The sequence below is a fragment of the Staphylococcus nepalensis genome (assembly GCF_002442935.1).
Taxonomy (GTDB): domain Bacteria; phylum Bacillota; class Bacilli; order Staphylococcales; family Staphylococcaceae; genus Staphylococcus; species Staphylococcus nepalensis.
The window spans coordinates 1,652,779-1,670,852 of sequence record NZ_CP017466.1; the positions used below are offsets into that span (position 1 = coordinate 1,652,779).

At 31.7% G+C, this 18,074-nt stretch carries 16 protein-coding genes and 1 pseudogene; 10 read left to right on the forward strand and 7 right to left on the reverse strand.

Annotated elements, in window-relative coordinates:
• The first annotated feature begins 32 nt into the window (after positions 1-32).
• The 7 genes and pseudogenes from BJG89_RS14940 to BJG89_RS07860 all read left to right on the forward strand — a co-directional run.
• Positions 33-155 (forward strand): hypothetical protein, encoded by a 123-nt coding sequence (locus tag BJG89_RS14940; protein WP_257790582.1) that lies wholly within the window; start codon positions 33-35, stop codon positions 153-155.
• Between the two features lie 170 nt (positions 156-325).
• Positions 326-607, forward strand: coding sequence for a cytochrome P450 family protein (locus tag BJG89_RS07835; RefSeq protein WP_096823806.1), 282 nt, complete (start codon positions 326-328; stop codon positions 605-607).
• Positions 608-688: 81 nt separating this feature from the next.
• Positions 689-1,276, forward strand: a complete 588-nt coding sequence (locus tag BJG89_RS07840; RefSeq protein WP_096809807.1) for a cytochrome P450 — start codon at positions 689-691, stop codon at positions 1,274-1,276.
• Positions 1,277-1,366: 90 nt separating this feature from the next.
• Complete coding sequence (locus tag BJG89_RS07845) at positions 1,367-2,686, forward strand: MFS transporter (protein WP_096809809.1); 1,320 nt, start codon at positions 1,367-1,369, stop codon at positions 2,684-2,686.
• Positions 2,687-2,860: 174 nt separating this feature from the next.
• The gene (locus BJG89_RS07850; protein WP_096809811.1) at positions 2,861-4,288 is read left to right on the forward strand and encodes an aldehyde dehydrogenase family protein; all 1,428 of its coding nucleotides are present in this window, start codon (positions 2,861-2,863) and stop codon (positions 4,286-4,288) included.
• A 261-nt stretch (positions 4,289-4,549) separates the two neighbouring features.
• Positions 4,550-5,629 carry an aldo/keto reductase gene (locus BJG89_RS07855; RefSeq protein ID WP_096809813.1) on the forward strand — a complete coding sequence of 360 codons (1,080 nt, stop codon included), beginning with the start codon at positions 4,550-4,552 and terminating at the stop codon, positions 5,627-5,629.
• A gap of 182 nt (positions 5,630-5,811) precedes the next feature.
• Positions 5,812-6,371 (forward strand): annotated as a pseudogene (locus BJG89_RS07860) (BCCT family transporter); the annotation flags it as partial.
• Between the two features lie 126 nt (positions 6,372-6,497).
• On the opposite strand, the gene BJG89_RS07865 reads toward BJG89_RS07860, so the two are convergent.
• The 3 genes from BJG89_RS07865 to BJG89_RS07875 form a co-directional block, all read right to left on the reverse strand.
• Positions 6,498-7,133: a hypothetical protein gene (locus BJG89_RS07865; RefSeq protein WP_096809815.1), complete on the reverse strand. Its 636-nt coding sequence runs from the start codon at positions 7,131-7,133 to the stop codon at positions 6,498-6,500.
• 197 nt (positions 7,134-7,330) lie between these two features.
• Positions 7,331-7,597, reverse strand: a complete 267-nt coding sequence (locus tag BJG89_RS07870; RefSeq protein ID WP_096809816.1) for a hypothetical protein — start codon at positions 7,595-7,597, stop codon at positions 7,331-7,333.
• Between the two features lie 20 nt (positions 7,598-7,617).
• Positions 7,618-8,718, reverse strand: a complete 1,101-nt coding sequence (locus BJG89_RS07875; protein WP_096809819.1) for a hypothetical protein — start codon at positions 8,716-8,718, stop codon at positions 7,618-7,620.
• Positions 8,719-8,870: 152 nt separating this feature from the next.
• On the opposite strand from BJG89_RS07875, the gene BJG89_RS07880 reads away from it, so the two are divergent.
• Positions 8,871-9,497: a flavodoxin family protein gene (locus BJG89_RS07880; RefSeq protein ID WP_198401673.1), complete on the forward strand. Its 627-nt coding sequence runs from the start codon at positions 8,871-8,873 to the stop codon at positions 9,495-9,497.
• A gap of 305 nt (positions 9,498-9,802) precedes the next feature.
• Positions 9,803-10,951: an alcohol dehydrogenase catalytic domain-containing protein gene (locus BJG89_RS07885; protein ID WP_096809822.1), complete on the forward strand. Its 1,149-nt coding sequence runs from the start codon at positions 9,803-9,805 to the stop codon at positions 10,949-10,951.
• A 1,208-nt stretch (positions 10,952-12,159) separates the two neighbouring features.
• Here the strand turns inward: BJG89_RS07885 and BJG89_RS07895 are convergent.
• On the reverse strand, positions 12,160-13,356 hold the full coding sequence (locus BJG89_RS07895) for an SAM-dependent methyltransferase (RefSeq protein ID WP_269467062.1): 1,197 nt from the start codon (positions 13,354-13,356) through the stop codon (positions 12,160-12,162).
• 185 nt (positions 13,357-13,541) lie between these two features.
• On the opposite strand from BJG89_RS07895, the gene BJG89_RS07900 reads away from it, so the two are divergent.
• Complete coding sequence (locus BJG89_RS07900; protein WP_096809828.1) at positions 13,542-14,063, forward strand: DUF308 domain-containing protein; 522 nt, start codon at positions 13,542-13,544, stop codon at positions 14,061-14,063.
• Positions 14,064-14,401: 338 nt separating this feature from the next.
• Here BJG89_RS07900 and BJG89_RS07905 read toward each other — a convergent pair whose 3' ends face one another.
• The 3 genes from BJG89_RS07905 to BJG89_RS07915 all read right to left on the reverse strand — a co-directional run bounded on the left by BJG89_RS07905 (position 14,402) and on the right by BJG89_RS07915 (position 18,033).
• Positions 14,402-15,661: an aminoacyltransferase gene (locus tag BJG89_RS07905; protein WP_096809830.1), complete on the reverse strand. Its 1,260-nt coding sequence runs from the start codon at positions 15,659-15,661 to the stop codon at positions 14,402-14,404.
• A gap of 30 nt (positions 15,662-15,691) precedes the next feature.
• A complete protein-coding gene (locus BJG89_RS07910) occupies positions 15,692-16,954 on the reverse strand; it encodes an aminoacyltransferase (protein ID WP_096809831.1) in 1,263 nt (420 codons plus the stop codon).
• 419 nt (positions 16,955-17,373) lie between these two features.
• On the reverse strand, positions 17,374-18,033 hold the full coding sequence (locus BJG89_RS07915) for a type 1 glutamine amidotransferase domain-containing protein (protein ID WP_096811215.1): 660 nt from the start codon (positions 18,031-18,033) through the stop codon (positions 17,374-17,376).
• Between the last annotated feature and the right edge of the window lie 41 nt (positions 18,034-18,074).

The following is an 18,074-nucleotide window of genomic DNA, read 5'->3' on the forward strand; positions in this document are numbered from 1 at the left end:
AGGTAATAACAGATGTGGAAAGGGGATATAGAATGAAAGAGATACCTAAAGAGCACGGTTTAGATCACACTTTAAGTTTATTAAATGAAGGTTACTATTTTATAATTAATAGAAGCGAAAGACTAAATACAAATATATTTGAAACAAAATTGTAGGCGAAAAAGTATATTGCCTAAGTGGAAGTAAAGGTGCAGAACTATTTTATGACAGCCACTTATTCAAAAGAAATGATGCTGCGCCTATCAGAATCCAGAAAACACTTTTTGGGCAAGGTGGCGTTCAATGTCTCGATGGAGCAGCGCATCGCCAAAGAAAAAATATGTTTATGCGATTAATGAACGATAACGCGATGCAGGAAATAAGCACCTCAATTCATAAACACTGGAAAAAATATTTTAATCATATTTCAGAATCAGAAAACATTAATATGTATGAAGCTTCAAAAAAAGTTTTTTTACAAACAGCTTGTGAATGGACAGGAATCCCTTTAAAAGAAAATGAAATCGATAAAAGGGCCGAACAATTATCTGAATTATTCGAAAACGCGGCATCTGTCGGATTACAACATTGGAAAAGTAGAAGGGCGCGAACAAATGCAGAAACATAGATAAAAGATATAATTCATGACACTAGATTAGCTCGTTTAAACCCATGTAAAAACAGTGCTTTATATCAATTTACTTGGCACTTGGATATAAATAACGAACTACTTGAAAAAGTAGTCGCTGTTGAAATTTTAAACTTATTAAGACCTATGGTAGCTGTGTCTGTTTGGGTGGCTAATATAGGGATAGGGATGCATCAATTTCCTGAAGCAGCAAAGCAATTACAAAATGGGGGTAATCAATATATAGAAATGTTCTTACAAGAAACAAGAAGATATTATCCGTTTTTCCCTTTCGCAGTAGCGAGAGTACAAAAAGATTTTGAATACGAAGGCTTTAAATTAAAAAAAGACACGCTAACGCTTTTGGATTTATATGGAACAAACAGACATCCAAAAGACTGGTCTCAACCAGAAACGTTCCTACCAGAAAGATTCATTAATTGGAAACAAACACCATTTAATTTTATACCGCAAGGTGGAGGTAATTATGATTTTGGACATCGTTGTGCTGGAGAATTTGTCACAATGTCTATGATGAAAGCTACAATTCACTATCTAATTAAATATATTAGTTATGACGTACCCGAACAAAACTTTGATTTTAATTTTAATGATATTCCAGCTGTACTTAGTGACGGTTTTACGATTAATAACATCCATTATTTATAAAACTTAATTAATTTTTAATAAACGGATAAATTGACTTTTCGAAAACGATATATTAACACTACTACTTTAATTTGCAAAAGGAGGAGAACCATGGAAAATGCTCAAAACTCAGTCAAAACTTCAGAAGTAAGAAAAAAAGTAGTTGTAACATCTATGGGGAACGCAATTGAATGGTTTGATTTCGCATTATATGCGCAATTGGCAACTTATATTAGCCATAACTTTTTTGGAGATGTGGCAAGCCAAAATCAATTACTTTTTACTTTTGGAACATTTGCTATTGCTTTCTTAATGCGCCCAATCGGTTCACTCGTCTTTGGATACATTGGGGATAAACAAGGCAGAAAAGTAGTGTTAACCATTACAATTACGATTATGTCTGCCTCTACATTAGCCCTAGGTTTACTACCTACTTCGGATCAGATAGGGATATGGGCCCCTATACTCCTATTAGTGGTAAGGATGGCTCAATCCTTTTCTACAGGGGGCGAATATAGTGGCGCTATGACCTATATTGTTGAAAGTTCTCCAGATAAAAAAAGGGGACGACTTACGAGTGGACTTGAAATGGGGACTATGATAGGAAATGCTTTAGCCGCAATTACCGTAGCTACACTTTTATATTTTTTAACTACAAATCAAATAGAGACATGGGGTTGGAGAATTCCATTTTTACTAGCAGCGCCATTTGGCCTTGTAGTCGTTTATTTAAGATTTAAATTAGATGAAACACCATCGTTTAAAAATAAAACAGAGGACTCAGAAAATAACATTTTAAAAGCTTTTAAAGATTATAAAAAAGAAGCTGCCTTAATGGCTATAGGGGTTATATTTTTAAATGTAAATAATTTTATGTTCTTAACCTATTTACCTTCCTTTTTAAAAAGTAACATCGGCATAGATGCTCAATATTCTACGATTCTCAATGCAATAGCATTAATATTGATGCTGCCATTTATTTTTATGTTTGGTGTATTGAGCGATAAATTTGATAATAAAAAAGTGCTTACATTTGGGCTCTCTAGTTTCGTTTGTTTTTCAATACCCGCATTTCTTCTTATGGACACCGGCCACCATATCTTTGTCATTTTCTTAGGTATAATGCTACTTGCAATCATGTTATCTGTTTTTAATGGTGTTATGCCCTCTACATTGCCTGCAATCACGCATACAAATGTACGAATGAAATTCCTGTCTATTATATACAATCTTGGAACAGCTATATTCGGTGGGATTACGCCATTTATTTTATCAATACTAGGCAATTTAAAAAATGGCGCTTTAGCTCCAGCATTTTATTTAATATTTATTAATTTAATTGGATTAGTTGTTTTTGGTATTTACTTTAAAGCTACTTCTAATAAGCCTCTCAAGGGTTCTAACCCTAACATTGATATAGAAAAATCGTAAACATTATTAAAATAGTAGCGTTATTAAATCGTATATCCCATGTTTAATTTATTAACAAAAAGGAATCCCCATTAATAAGACCAACAAGAATATAAACATTGCAGTAAACACTTAGCATTTAAGTTCAACATCCAAGATAGTGCATAATAAATTTTTAAGAGGATGTGTTGAAAGATGAGAATGCAAGTTAAGCAATATATAAATGGCGAGTGGATTGAAAGTACGAGTGGTGAAACCATCAACGTTATCAATCCAGCAACTGAAGAAAAAATGGGCGAAATTGCTAAAGGTAACAAGCAAGATGTAGATAAAGCAGTAGAAGCTGCACATAATGTTTATCTTAATTTCCGTCATACTTCAGTACAAGAACGTCAAGATTTATTGTCGAAAATTGTTGTAGAATATGAAAATCGTAAGGAAGACTTGATTGAAGCTATGACAGAAGAATTAGGCGCACCTGTCAAAGTATCAGAAAATGTACATTATCAAATGGGCTTGAATCATTTTGCTGCAGCAAGAGATGCACTAGATGACTTTGAATTCGAAGAACGACGTGGCGATAATTTAATCGTAAAAGAAGGTATTGGCGTAGCTGGATTGATTACACCTTGGAATTTCCCAACAAATCAAACTTCACTTAAACTCGCTGCAGCTTTTGCAGCTGGTTGTCCAGTTGTTTTAAAACCCTCTGAAGAAACACCATACGCAGCGATTATCCTAGCAGAAATATTTGAAAAAGTAGGCGTCCCTAAAGGCGTTTTCAATTTAGTAAATGGGGATGGCGAAGGAGTAGGCAATCCCTTAACGGAACATCCTAAAGTACGTATGATGTCATTTACTGGTTCAGGAGGCGTTGGCGCTAAAATTATGGAAAAAGCAAGCGAAGATTTTAAAAAAGTTTCGCTTGAATTGGGCGGAAAATCTCCTTATATTGTTTTAGCTGATGCTGATATAAAAAGCGCAGCAGAAGCAGCTGTGGGCAAAGTAGTAAATAATACAGGGCAAGAATGTACAGCTGGAAGTCGTACAATCATACCGAAATCTATGAAAGAACAATTCTTAGCAGCTGCAAAAGAAAAAATGTCAACGCTAAAAGTGGGTGACCCACAATCCGAAGAAACAGATTTAGGGCCACTAATCAACCAAAAACAATATGACGGTGTACAAAATTATATAGAAAAAGGAATCGATGAAGGTGCTTCTCTTATATATGGCGGCGCTGGAAAACCTGAACAACTTGAACAAGGTTACTTTGTAAAACCAACGATTTTTAGTGACGTCAATAATCAAATGACGATTGCCCAAGAAGAAATATTCGGCCCAGTAATGTCAGTGATCACTTACGAAAATTTAGAGGAAGCTATTAAAATCGGAAACGATACAAAATACGGACTAGCAGGATATGTATACGGTGAAGACAAAGAAACACTCCATAAGGTTGCTCGTTCAATTGAAGCAGGTATTATAGAAATTAACGAATCAGGCCAAGCTTATAATTTACCGTTCGGTGGCTATAAACATTCTGGTATAGGAAGAGAATGGGGAGATTATGGTATTGAAGAATTTTTAGAAGTTAAATCAATTGCTGGATATTATCAATAAATTGGTAGTACAAGAGGAAATTTAGAATGTAACATTTGCATGTACTTTTCAACTAGTTGCTTAAATATATAAATGTGTGGCTGTTTTCACACTTGAGAAGTGGGAACAGCCCCTTTATTTGTAATAAGAATAAGACTTTTGAAATATATGGTATTTGTAACGCTTATATTACTAAAAACTTATACATTCTTAGTTTTGTTTCAATCTAATTATAAACTAGAGTATCAAACGCCCATACAATTTATTCTAGGAGGCTAAATTATGGATTATACATTATTAGGCCATTCAGGGTTAACTGTTTCAAAATATGCTTTAGGCACAATTCCGTTCGCAGGTACAAATGGTTTCGAAAATGCTGGTGGCATGACCCAAGAAACCGCAAATTATATGGTAGATTATGCGTTAGAACAAGGTATTAACCAATTCGATACAGCTAATTTATATTCAAAAGGTGAGTCAGAAATTACTTTAGGGAAAGCTATCCGAAATAAACGTGAAGAAATGATTATCAGTAGTAAAACTGGCGTACAATTATCAGAAAACCCTAATGATGGTGGGGCGACTCGTATTAATATTGAACATTCCATCGACAAAACATTAAAACGTTTGAATAGCGATTATCTAGACTTATACTATGTACATTTATGGGATGGACAAGTTCCTGTTGAAGAAACTATCCAAGTGATGAATGACTTAATTAAAAAAGGAAAGATACGTTATTGGGGCGTTTCTAATTATAGTGGATGGGCATTAGCGAAAACCCACACGCTAGCGTCAGCCAACAATATGGCGCCACCGATTGCTCAACAAATTTACTATACTCCAGAAGCAAGAGAGGCAGAATATGAATTATTGCCTGCAGGCAAAGAGTTAGGCGTTGGCAATAGTATTTGGTCTCCTTTAGGTGAAGGCTTATTAACTGGAAAAATTAATAGAACTCAATCTGGAGAAACTGGCACAAGACAAGGGGATGGTTGGCCAGAACCTTATATAAAAAATAAAGCATTATTTTATCAATTGATTGATGTCATGCAAGAAATTGCTTTGAATTATAACGTGTCTGTAGCACAAGTAACGCTTGCTTGGTTAAGAGATAGACCTAATGTAGATTCTATAGTCCTAGCCGCAAGAACTGAAGCGCAGTTAAAAGATAACATCGCGTCTTATCATCTACAACTAGCAAATAGTGAAATTGAAGCGATTAGCAATTTAACGACACCAGAACCGATTTATCCGTTATGGCATCGTGCGATGAACGCATACGATAAAGCTTCAGAAGCGGAAAAAATATATCTTAGTGAGTATAATAAACTTATGAACGACAAAAACAATTTATTGTAAGTTAAAAGCCAAGAAACTGGTACATTAAAATAGATAATAAAATTAACAATATCATAAATAATAAATAATGGTTAATAGTTAGGCTGTTTTCATAAATATCATATGAGAACAGCCACTTTTAATGTTTCAAGAAGTTCGTTAAAATTTCTGTATAACTATTAAAATGTATTATGTGTTTACGAATAATATGCTTTCTCTTTTTTACTGTTTTTGGCGCTTCATCCATTTATTTACAAAATAACAACGTGGAAAACATAACTAGATTTGCTACCGAAACAGCAACGTTTGCTACCTTACAACATTATCCATTAGGCTTTATTTTAAGCATGCTCACATTGATTGTTATAGCTATATTCTTTATTACTTCAGCTGATTCAGCGACTTATGTTTTAAGAATGTTAACTACGAAAGGTTCTATCTCGCCACCTAGTTTTGTGAAGGTTCGTTGAGGGTGATTTTAGCCTTATTTTCTATCATCATGTTTTATACAGGTGGTATGCAGTCTATACAAAATTTGCTAATCATTACTGCTTTAACTTTTTCTATCATTATTATATTAATGATTTGTTCTTTTTTTAAAGCTTTGCATGACTATCACAAATTAAAAATGTATTTTGAAAATTATAAATCACACTTAAGATATATATTATTTTATAAAAAGATACATATGTGTAGTTGCACATGTATCTTTTTATTGTTTTACACTTGCGTATCAGTTTTAGTTCATATAAAACAACTATAAATTCCAATCATTATTATGCGAAATTTCAGTGTTTTCGTTTCTTTTTAATGTGTTTCTCTTACCAAATTCAAGACTTCAAAATTCTGAAAGAAAACACCCTCGAAATATTATTTTTTAAGATAATGATCAACGTTTTTTTCTATTTCTTAAAACTCTATACCTATTTTTTTGTCGATAACCATATGTGCTTTCTAATACAAGTTTTTCATCAGATAACCCAATTCCAATAGCGCCGACAACTGTAGCTAAAGAAGAAGCAAACCATGCAATATCCAGATAACGTGTAAAACCTATACCTTCTTTAATGCCTAAAGTTTGCCCTAAGAAACTGGGTGGTAATAAAGTTACAGAAAGTAATAAAAATAAAAGGAACAAAATGAAATAAAATATTAAAATAGAACTCATTAAAGTTGATAACGTGGTTAAGTTATATAGTTTCCTAAATTTCTTTCTGTTTTTTTTAGATGGCACTTCCCATAAATTATGGGAAACAGTGATCCAAGCGAGCATTCCTAGAATGGAAGATACAGAAGCAAGTAACAGTCGCCATCCATTAAATAAATAACTTAATTGCCACATTGTAGTAAATGCCATACAAAAAGCACCTGTAGTAAAACCGATAGCTAGTACGCCGCTTAGTGTTTGTAGCATATTAAGTGGGTTATTAATAAATGTCATACCCGTAAGTATACGCATATAGCTCTTTATTTTAGAACCTAATATAAAACGTGTATGGAAGCTATCCGTTTCTTTAATTTTCAACCTTACACTTTTATAATTTCGGGGAAATATATTTATGAAAGAGGGGCTTCGTTTATTATTAGAATCATTATCACTTTCACTTATAGTTAAGGCCATTTTAATAATTAACTGTTTTATAACGTTCTTTTTAAGTTTCCATCCTAAAGAAGGGAGCGAAATTAAAATAACATCATTTTTTTCATTTATATCAGCGTTAACTACTTTGCCTTCATGAAATATTGGTAAGTCTGTGATTCCAATGGTAACGTCCCAAGCATTTTTTTAGTATGCGCATTTATTTTTTGGAATATCTCATTAATAGATTCAGCAGATCCTGTTAAGGAATCAACGATGGTTTGAACCTGCCATTCTTCTGTGTTTTGACTTACTTCTTTTAAAGCACAAGGAATCATATCAATTAATGTGTTCACCTTTTTTTCGGCCTCTCCAGGTGAAACAACTAGGCCTAAAATTTTTTTATTCACTATGAACACCTCACTTTATATTATTTCTTATTTGAAGATTTGGCTCTATAGTATCTATTTAATTGTCTATAAGAATAAGTGATTTTTCTGATTTTTTCTTTTTTCTGCATTGTAGAACCGAAAGCACCCACTATCACGCCCAATGAAGTAATAAACCAACTTAACTTTAAATAATTGAGGGTTGAATGCTCAGGGTTAGCTTTTCCCCACATAGTGAACAACGTTTCTGGTATAAAAAATACAATCATTAAAGTCAACATTATATATAATATTAAATAATTTGTAATGGTTACGACACTTAATGTTGTAAAAGTAGTGATATTGTATATAAATCTGTATTTACGCTTATTAGCTGAAGCTTTAGGTTCCCATAAATTATGGGTATACATTAACCAAACAACCATACCAATAATAGCTATAAGTGTAAGCATGATAAAACGAATTAAGGAGAAATTGTCACTTAATTGCCAAGGTGTGGGAAAAATAGATATATAAGTACCAGTTGCAAACGATAAGGATAATATCTTTGTAAAAGAAGTTATCGCTTTCCATGGTTGGTTTAAATATGTCATCCCGCTAATAGTCTGCATTTTCCCAATCATTCTAGAATTTATAATATAGCGTTTGCTAACATGTTTTTTATTTTTAAAATCTAATTTATTAACCTTTGATAATAGGTTTGTTGTTATATGCATTTTTTTAATGTGCTGAGGATTATATTGTGCTGTTTTTGAAAGCAAATCATTGAGTATGTCTTTAATGATATTATGTGCCTTGCTTGTCATATTAATTGCACCTAGACTCGGGAGGAAAATAAGCGCAGAATTTTGGCTGATGTTCACGTCAGAGATAATCGTCTTCTTTTTTGAAAACCTAGGTAAATCTGTTAAACCTATTATATAATCCCAATTTTTCTCTTCTCTAATACGATTAATGATATGCATTGCTTTATTTATATGTTCAGAAGAATCAGTTATTGGGTCTTTTTTTATTTCAAACTTTAAATTTATATTCCAATTGTTTTCTTCTTTGATATTTGTAGATAATTTATTAACAATCTTAGACGTGATTTTTTCTGGCATCCCTGGTGAAGGGACTAAACCTACAACGATGGCATCCAATATATCCCTCCTTTACTTTACGACTTCTTCAATCTATAAATTTTATATTCCCTTAATTGTTAGATAAAAACTGCGAAATAATTAACAGCATAATATATGTTGTCAATTTACAATTTTAGGGTAAACAAATCGTAATATAGAAAGGAGTTTATATGATGAAGTTAAATGCAATTATTTTAAACGGCTCTTTGAAACATGGAGATGAAGGTTCTAATACTGAAGCTTTAGCAAAAGAAGTTATTGAAATTTATCAAAAAGAGAATGTAAACAGCGAAATCATTCGTTTAAGTGACTATCACATTTCATATGGCATAGCTGATGATATGGGCGAAGGAGATGAATGGCCTGAAATTTTAAAAAAAATTGCAAATGCGGATATTTTGATTATTGGAACACCTTTATGGTTAGGAGAAAAAAGTAGTGTTGCTACATTAGCGATTGAACGGTTATATGGCAGTAGCAGTTTAACAAATGAGCAAGGTCAATCAATTTTCTATAATAAAGTAGGCGGCGCCGTAGTTACAGGTAATGAAGATGGCGCTAAACATGCAGCAACTTCCATATTATATTCGCTATCTCACATCGGGTTTACTATACCACCGAACGTCGATGCATATTGGGTAGGCGAAGCTGGTCCAGGCCCTTCATATATGGATATTGATTACGAAAATGACTTCACAAAAAAACATGTAGAAATGTTAGCATATAATACCATTCATTTAGCTAAAATTTTCAAGGAAAACCCTATACCGAACAAAGGTAATCTATTAAATGACTAAAAGCAAAATTTGAAATCATTTTATAAACGTAACAAATAAGGTTCTTGGGCAACATCCTTCTACAAACTACCACGCTAACGATGACACTTGCCTAAGTGCTCAATTTAAAATTGTTTATTAAAATTAGCAAAACGTATTTTCAAAACTAAATCGAACGGTAATAAAGAAGACATTATAACGAAGACAACTCTTATTATCGTAGTAACCAACCAATCTATAATAAACAAAAGTAACCTAAAGTTTATTTATTACAATATAAGGGAAAAATTTATGTGACACAGTAAAAATTAGAAAGAGGTGGCAATATGAAAGCAGTTACTTTTCAAGGACAAAAACAGATGGAAGTAAGACAAGTCAAAGATCCTAGCATTGAGGCAACTACAGATGCAATCATTAAAGTTACAGCATCCGGTATTTGTGGATCGGATTTGCATTTGTATCACCAAGGTGATTTAATGATGGATCCAGGATTTGTTATAGGGCATGAACCTATGGGCATCGTTGAAGAAGTGGGTAAAGACGTTAAAAAACTTAAAAAGGGCGATCGCGTTGTCATACCATTTAATATCGGTTGTGGAGATTGTTATTATTGTAACCATGATATGGAATCTCAATGTGACAATTCAAATCAAGATCCAATAAACTGGAAAATGGATAATGGCGGTTTGTTTGGTTTTGGTAGTATGCACGGCAATCACTGGGGAGGCCAAGCCGAATATCTTAGAGTGCCATATGCAGACTTTTCTTCTTTCGTAGTACCTGATAATGATAAAAAAGATGAAGAAGTACTTTTTTTATCTGACGTAGTGCCAACTGCATATTGGAGTGTAGAACATGCTGGTGTTAAATCAGGTGATACTGTAGTTATACTCGGTTGTGGACCGATTGGTTTAATGGCCCAAAAATTCTCTAAAATGAAGGGGGCTAAACGCGTAATCGGTATAGATAATGTAACGCATAGACTGCAACACGCGAAACAATATAATCAAGTTGAAGTTTACAATTTCGACGAAGAAAAAGAAATCGGAAAATTACTTCGTGAAACAACGCAAGGCGGCGCAGATGTCGTTATTGATTGTGTAGGCATGGACGGTCAAGTAAAAGAATCTGAACGTAATTTAAGTTCAAATTCAGCGCAACGTGGAACGATAAGTCCAATTGATACGGCGGCTGAAGCAGTAAGGAAATTTGGCACAATTCAATTAACAGGTATATATGCCAGCCCAGCAGACGATTTTCCGTTAAATTTAATATTTAACCGTAACGTTCAAGTAAAAACAGGCCAAGCGCCAGTCATCCATCTCATGCCAAAACTATATGACATGATTCAAGATGGCACTTTTGACCCAACTGATATTATTACGCATACGATGCCTTTAGATGAAGCAGCTGAGGCTTATGAAATATTTGACCAGAAAAAGGATAACAATATTAAAGTCGTGTTAAAACCTTAAATACGCTACAGCAAATCTATCATAACAATATTTTGAACAACAAACACTATAGAGCCTTATCTAAAACTCAAGAGAAATGTTATAACAATTCAAATAGTAAACACAAAAATCTCCACGTAAATCAGATATTTATTAATGGAGATTTTTTTATGAGGAATTCAATTATATATTTAAAACTAAAATAAAAAAAGCAATCATTGTAGTCATATAGTAATTTAACTTAAAATTCAACATAATAAAATGACTCATATTATCTGATTAGCTTATAGAGATAGACATCAAATAAACTAATCAGATAAACTAGTATTCAAAAAGTGATATAAAACTTTAAGTAATTAAGTATCACAAAGTGGAGAAGCATCTCAAATCGTAAATACAACTATAAACCTAACTTTAATATAACTTCCTATAATATATATTATGTAAACTAAAATATGAAAATAAATATAGTAATTGAATGATATGTCTTTAACGATACGTTTCATCAAGTTACTATACGTGTATACGTTATTCAATTGTAATTTAAACTTTAAGTACATACGTTTATATATAGCCATCGTTATCTATTGAATATCAATTTAGTTTTAAATATTTCATATCATAAACTTTATATTGACTAAGCAATTTAAATACGCTTAAATTGCTTAGTCAATATATATACTTATAAGTATGCCAATACATCTTAATTAAACTGATAAACTGACGTTATAATCTAAACAAGCAATAAGTTGCTATATACTAATTATAATTATTTACTTAAATTAATTGATAGTTTATTAAGTACAGCGCTTTGTCTATAAAGTGAACTATCTATAAAAATGTCTGTGATCTTATCTATTGCAGTTAAATCATTTACAATAGCATGAATATCAACACACGGTAATACAATTTGATGCTCAAATATAGGAACATCAGCGTCATAAATCATTAAAAATAGTGCATTCGTAGTAAAATGGCTGCTATAAGTTTACAAATGACAGTTTTTGCTATAAAAATATATAATATTTTAGTCTTTAATTGATGGTTTTGAAATAGTATATTAAACTATAAAGTTTACATAACATAAATAAAGTAAACTAATAAAATATTAAGTCTACTTCTTATAGCAATAAATCGCGCTTTGTGCACATATTTCACGTATTTTCATCAAAAAACCCAAAGAACCGAGACATTGTACATATCCCGGTTCTTTGATGAATGGCTATTTATTACTCATCCTCTTGGTATAAATAATCTCTTGTCATCGGTAAATCATTGTTTACACCTTTTGTAATCAAGAATTGATGTAAATCCGACACACCATAAGTGAAGTTTGCAGCACATGCATTTAAATATAAACGCCACATTCGAATAAATCGTTCATCAAATTGATCACGAACTTTATCTATATTATATTCAAAGTTTTCTACCCAATGACGTAACGTTAATGTATAGTGTCTTCTTAGGCTTTCCACATCAACAATTCTTAAATTATTTTGTGACATATGGTCAATTAATTCTCTAATCGATGGAATTGCGCCTCCTGGGAAGATATATTTAGTAAGGAACTCATTACCTTCTACTTCCTCCAGGCCGGTAATACAATGCAACAGGGCTACTCCACCCTCTTTTAATAACTTGTGTGTATTATCCATAAATGTTGGGATGTTCTCATGACCGACGTGTTCCAGCATACCTACGCTCACAATGCGATCAAAGGTTATATTTTCATTCATAAGGTCTCTATAATCCATCAATTTCACATCTACTTGCCCTACTAATCCTTCAGCTTCAACACGTTCTAATGTTTTTCTATATTGCTCTTCACTTAGTGTGATTCCCAATGATCGAACATTATATTGCTTTGCAGCTTCAATGATGAGATGTCCCCATCCTGAACCAATATCTAACAAACGTTGCCCTGGCTGTAAATTCAATTTTTTTAGTATATGGTTCATTTTATTGACTTGTGCTTCGTACAATGAATCATGTTCTGATTTAAAATATGCACATGAATAGTTCATAGTAGGATCTAACCAAAGACGATAAAAATCATTGCCTATATCGTAATGAAACGAAGCATTTTCTTTAGATGTTTGTTTGTTATTCCCTTTTTTAGTTGATTTGCTTAATTTTTTCTTAGGTTGATTTATAAAACTACTTTGTTTAGAAAATATCGTTTCCATTACATATTCTAAATGACCTTCTACTTCAATATCTTTATCCATATAACCTTCAGCTAAGGCAATCATAGGATTTTCTTTTAAAGATTTTCGATTTAATGGTTTATTAAAAGTCAAACGGAATTTCGAAATTCCGTCATTATAATGGATTGTTGAACCATCCCAAAACGTCACATCAAACGGCTCCGTTGATAAATTTTTCAATAACTTTTTGTATATCACTTTTTTAATTGACATAGCCATTGATTAAACACTCCTATACATACTTTCTAATAACATACTATATATATAGATTGAACTTAAATAGAGATTAAATCAAATATTACAATTTAGCTTTCTATAAACAATTAACATAATAATATTATTGAAAATAAACGTGTTGAAGGCTATGGTTTGGGGTAAATATTACTTAGAATGGGGTGAAATAGATGTATCCAAAAACAGGCATCAAATGGTCTAGCTTATTAATTGGCGTTTTTTTCTTAATTATTGGTGTATTTATCGTTAGTTTTCCAGAAGAAAATTTATTTGCTATTACTTGGTTGATTGGTATTTTATTTATTATTAATGGTTTTATTGAAATATTTATCAGACGTGTTATGAAACAAGCGACTCAAAATGGTTCCAATATACTTATTGTATTGGGCATTATTAATATTATCATCGGTGTACTTATATTATTTAATGTAGTAACAAGCACGACATTTATCGTTTATTTATTCGCGATTTGGTTTATTATTAACGCACTTTTTAATATGTTTACTGTGACACCAGCAGAAAAATCAAATAGAGGTTTCCATAGTTTATCTATCATTTTAAATATTATAGAAATCATATTTGGGGTTATTTTACTATTCAACCCTCTTATAGCAGCTGTTATCATTGCTATATTTATGAGTGCTGTTTTCTTTATTATTGGCATAACTTATATTATAGACGCCTTACATTAATAAGTTTCAATATATATTAAATATTGAAATATTTCTTTTAGTAATTTAACAATCAAAGAAGCATATTCCTGAAATATAAGGAATATGCTTCTTTGATATATTTTTAAGTTTATATTATAAAATTATTTTTTACTATTCTGTTAATAGAATGAATTGATATTGCAAATGATATGCATTGTACTTTATACTAAAAATGTGGAAGACAACTAGAATTTACATTACATGATAATCCACTCAAAGTTCACTGTTATATGAAGTGTGTGTCTTTATATAACCGACTTTTGAACATAAGAAAGCATACTGGATTGGGGCTTATATTTACCAGTATGCTTTCTTTTTTATTTTTTGATTTTTTTTCTAATATTATTCAATGTATTAAATAACCAATATTTAGATTTCTTAATCGGTTTATAAAAATCACCAATTAATTCTTCTATTTGTACTCCAAAACCACGTTTAAATCGATATACGCCATAATCTTCACTGTTTTCAGTAAAATCACCTGATAAACCGTAGAAGTTGTAACGGCCGTATCCATGATCAAAACAATAATTAATCATATGCCAATGCATCATATAAGGGCCCATATATTGGTTATATTTTTCAGATGAACCACCTGAAAAATAATTCACTTCATAAGCATTAGCAAAATACACGCCTGCCGCAAGATTTAAAATAGAACCGTCTGTTAACCTTAACTCACTGGCATGTAACAATTCTTTTTTGTCATGCTCAATTTGTTTATCTATTTCAGCAATTTTTTTTAGTTGTTTATCTGATTTATTTTCTTTTTGCATCATTTGATCTCTGCGTGCTTCTTTATCATTAATACTTTCTTGTGTATTAATGATATATTCGTCTAAATCTATATAGGCTAAAGGAAGTAATGCTTTGTCTCCATAATTGTCTATAAAATTATAGAAATATTCATCCGTTTTAGATACAAACCCAGCCCGCTCTTCTGTTTCACGGTAAAGCGATAAAAAGAGATCAAATTCATCTTTTTCTAAAAATCTTACTTTTACCCCAAAATTAATTGCCTTATTAATATTACGCTTTCTTTGACTATCAAATTGTTTTTTTAGTGATGCTGGCGTTTGGCCATCCAAATTCAAAACGCCCATCCATCTTACTTGACTTGATGTATCATATTCAGTTGTAAATCCATGGTGTGTATAGCCATGAGACTTAAATAAATTAACAAGCGCATCACTTTTTTCATGATTGGGTAATGGATTAACGTCTTTATCATAGATTTGATATATCCAATATGGATCCATTTTTACATACAAACAGTTTTGTTTTTGAAGATAAGTATCTAATTCCCGTAAATAGAAGTCCACTAAGCCTAAGTCTTTATAATCCATTACTGGACCTCGATTTGAATAATATACATAGCTACCCATCGTTGGAATTTTAGAGAAAAGACTAGCAGCAATCACTTGATTATCATCATCTTTTAAGCCCAATAAAACAACTTGAAAACCATCTTCTTCTCTAGTAGCTATATTTTCCTTTACTTGAAAATAATGACTCTCTAATGCTGGGTTTTGTACAAAATTGTCATATTCTTTGACAGTTAACTCTGTAAATTTCATTATAGCTAGTTCCTTTCTAAATTATATTGCTTATTTCTTTTTATCTTTTAGCGTTTTTAATGTTGTATAAATTTTGTACATTGGTTTATTTATTGGCTTGATAAAGTCTCCAACATATTCAACGACGTTGGCGTTAAAGCCTTTTTTAAATTTAACAACACCTGCATCTTCAGCATCTTCTGAAAAATCTCCACTAATCCCATAAAAATTATATCTATCAATATGATGATCAATAGCATAATTTATCATTTTCCACTGTATCGCATAACTCCCTGCAAAATGCCTAAACTCATTAGATGTGCCTCCAGCATAATAAACTACTTCGTACGGGTTAACGATAAAGAACGCCGCAGAAATTGGTAATTCATTACCATGCGTTTCTTGTAATGCTTTCGCTTCATCAATTTTTTGTTGATTTGCAATGAGTTGTTTTTCTAAATTTTCTTTTTTATTATATGCTTTTTTATTTTCAGGGCGTTTTTCAATATCTTTAAGCGCTTTATTTATATCTTTGCTGAGCACTTCACGTTCAGATTTTAATTCTTCAATATATTCATCAAAATCCATATAAGCCAATGGAACTAAGACGCGACCTTTGTAGTATTTCAACCTATTGTAATAGAAGCTATCCTCTCTATCGTCAAAATCTTTCGTTTCTGAGGTATCCTCCATAAATGAACGGAAAATAGGTAATTCATCTTCATTTAAAAATCTTACTTTTACGCCGTTTTTTTGAACTTTTTTCGTATTACGTTTACGCAAACTATCCATATTATTGAGAACATCTTTTGCAGTTTTATCTTTTAAGTCTAATACCGAATGGAATCTAATTTGAATAATTGGATCAAAACCAGTTAAAAAACCTTGATGTTTATAACCAAGTTGTTTCATTTTATCAAAGAGCCAATCATGGCCTGCATTTTCTAATACTTCTCCATCATGATTACGGTACTGGTATGCAACATACGGGTCTACTCTTAAATATAACGCGTTGTGTTTTTTAACATATTTTGATAGTTCATTGAAAAAATAATGGACTAGTTCCTTATTTTCAAAATCAATAACTGGCCCACGATTAGTGTAAAAGTATTTGAATAATTTCATTACTGGTACAGCAGTTAATAAACAAGCTGCAACCACTTCGTTGTTGTTATCTTTTACACCTACTAAGTGTGTTTCAGTACCTTCTGCAATTTTCAGCTCATAATTTCCAACCATTTGTGTAAAATGACTGTTTGGCATATGATCAACAAATGCCCCAAACTCTTTAGCAGTTAAATTCGTAAATTTCATTTTATATACTCCTATTTGTCTATAGTTCTTTTTTCGAGTTTAAACTTCAATCTTGATTATTATACAATATTCATTTACAAAACTAAATCGATACCCTATATATATTTGCTAAATGCTACAATTAGGTTTTAATCTATGTATTTTATATTATAGCACTATATTTATTTTAACAAAGAATACTCATTTAAACACAAATCTAAATTGAATAATAAGCATGTTCTATAAAAGACATAGATATAAATATATTTTCCTAAAATTATAGATTTTGTGCTTGTAAAAATGATTAGAGCAATAAAATAATAAGCTGATGTAAGCCTTTTTTCGAACTTGCTTCACTACTTGCGATAATAAAGAAGGATCTGGGATATTTCACTATATCCCAGATCCTTCATAAAATTATATATAATTTATCTTCTATATTAATTTAAAGCATCTCTTAGTGCTTTACCTATTGCTACGCTTGATTGAGGATTTTGACCAGTAATGAATTGATTATCTGTTTCAATATGCTCTGTAAAGTCTTCATTTGTTATAAATTGAGCACCTTGTTGTTCTAATGCTGTTTGTGTTAGGAAAGGCACTTTATCCTCTAGACCCATCGCACGTTCTTCATTATCTGTGAATGACGTTAAAGTAACGCCTTCTACTAGGTACTTGCCATTTTTATCTTTTGCACCTACAAAGGCACTTGGACCATGGCACACAGAGGAAATGAACTTGCCTTCATTTTTGAAGTCAGATAAGATATTAGCTAATCTTTGGTTGTGCGCAAAATCGAATACCGTACCGTGGCCACCCGGTAGATAGACTGCATCATATTCTATAACATTAACTTCATCTATGCTCGGCACATTTTTAATTTTTTCTACAAATTGCGCATATTTATTCAACTCGTCGTTTTGAGTTGAATTTGGATCTAAAGGAATTTCTCCTCCCTCAATTGAAACTATATCAACTTGTATACCATCTTCCGTTAGAATATGATAAGGTTCACTGGCCTCTTCTAACCATAAACCTGTTGGTGTGCCATCTTCATACTGTGCTCTACTTGTTATAATGAATAAAACTTTTTTACTCAACATAGTCACCTCTTCATTCGTTTGACTCTTTATTTGAATTA

Coding starts and splice junctions, on each gene's coding strand:
- BJG89_RS14940 (WP_257790582.1), top strand. CDS start 33: ATGAAAGAGATACCTAAAGAGCACGGTTTAGATCACACTTTAAGTTTA.
- BJG89_RS07835 (WP_096823806.1), top strand. CDS start 326: ATGCGATTAATGAACGATAACGCGATGCAGGAAATAAGCACCTCAATT.
- BJG89_RS07845 (WP_096809809.1), top strand. CDS start 1,367: ATGGAAAATGCTCAAAACTCAGTCAAAACTTCAGAAGTAAGAAAAAAA.
- BJG89_RS07850 (WP_096809811.1), top strand. CDS start 2,861: ATGAGAATGCAAGTTAAGCAATATATAAATGGCGAGTGGATTGAAAGT.
- BJG89_RS07855 (WP_096809813.1), top strand. CDS start 4,550: ATGGATTATACATTATTAGGCCATTCAGGGTTAACTGTTTCAAAATAT.
- BJG89_RS07880 (WP_198401673.1), top strand. CDS start 8,871: ATGATGAAGTTAAATGCAATTATTTTAAACGGCTCTTTGAAACATGGA.
- BJG89_RS07885 (WP_096809822.1), top strand. CDS start 9,803: ATGAAAGCAGTTACTTTTCAAGGACAAAAACAGATGGAAGTAAGACAA.
- BJG89_RS07895 (WP_269467062.1), bottom strand. CDS start 13,356: ATGGCTATGTCAATTAAAAAAGTGATATACAAAAAGTTATTGAAAAAT.
- BJG89_RS07900 (WP_096809828.1), top strand. CDS start 13,542: ATGTATCCAAAAACAGGCATCAAATGGTCTAGCTTATTAATTGGCGTT.
- BJG89_RS07905 (WP_096809830.1), bottom strand. CDS start 15,661: ATGAAATTTACAGAGTTAACTGTCAAAGAATATGACAATTTTGTACAA.
- BJG89_RS07910 (WP_096809831.1), bottom strand. CDS start 16,954: ATGAAATTTACGAATTTAACTGCTAAAGAGTTTGGGGCATTTGTTGAT.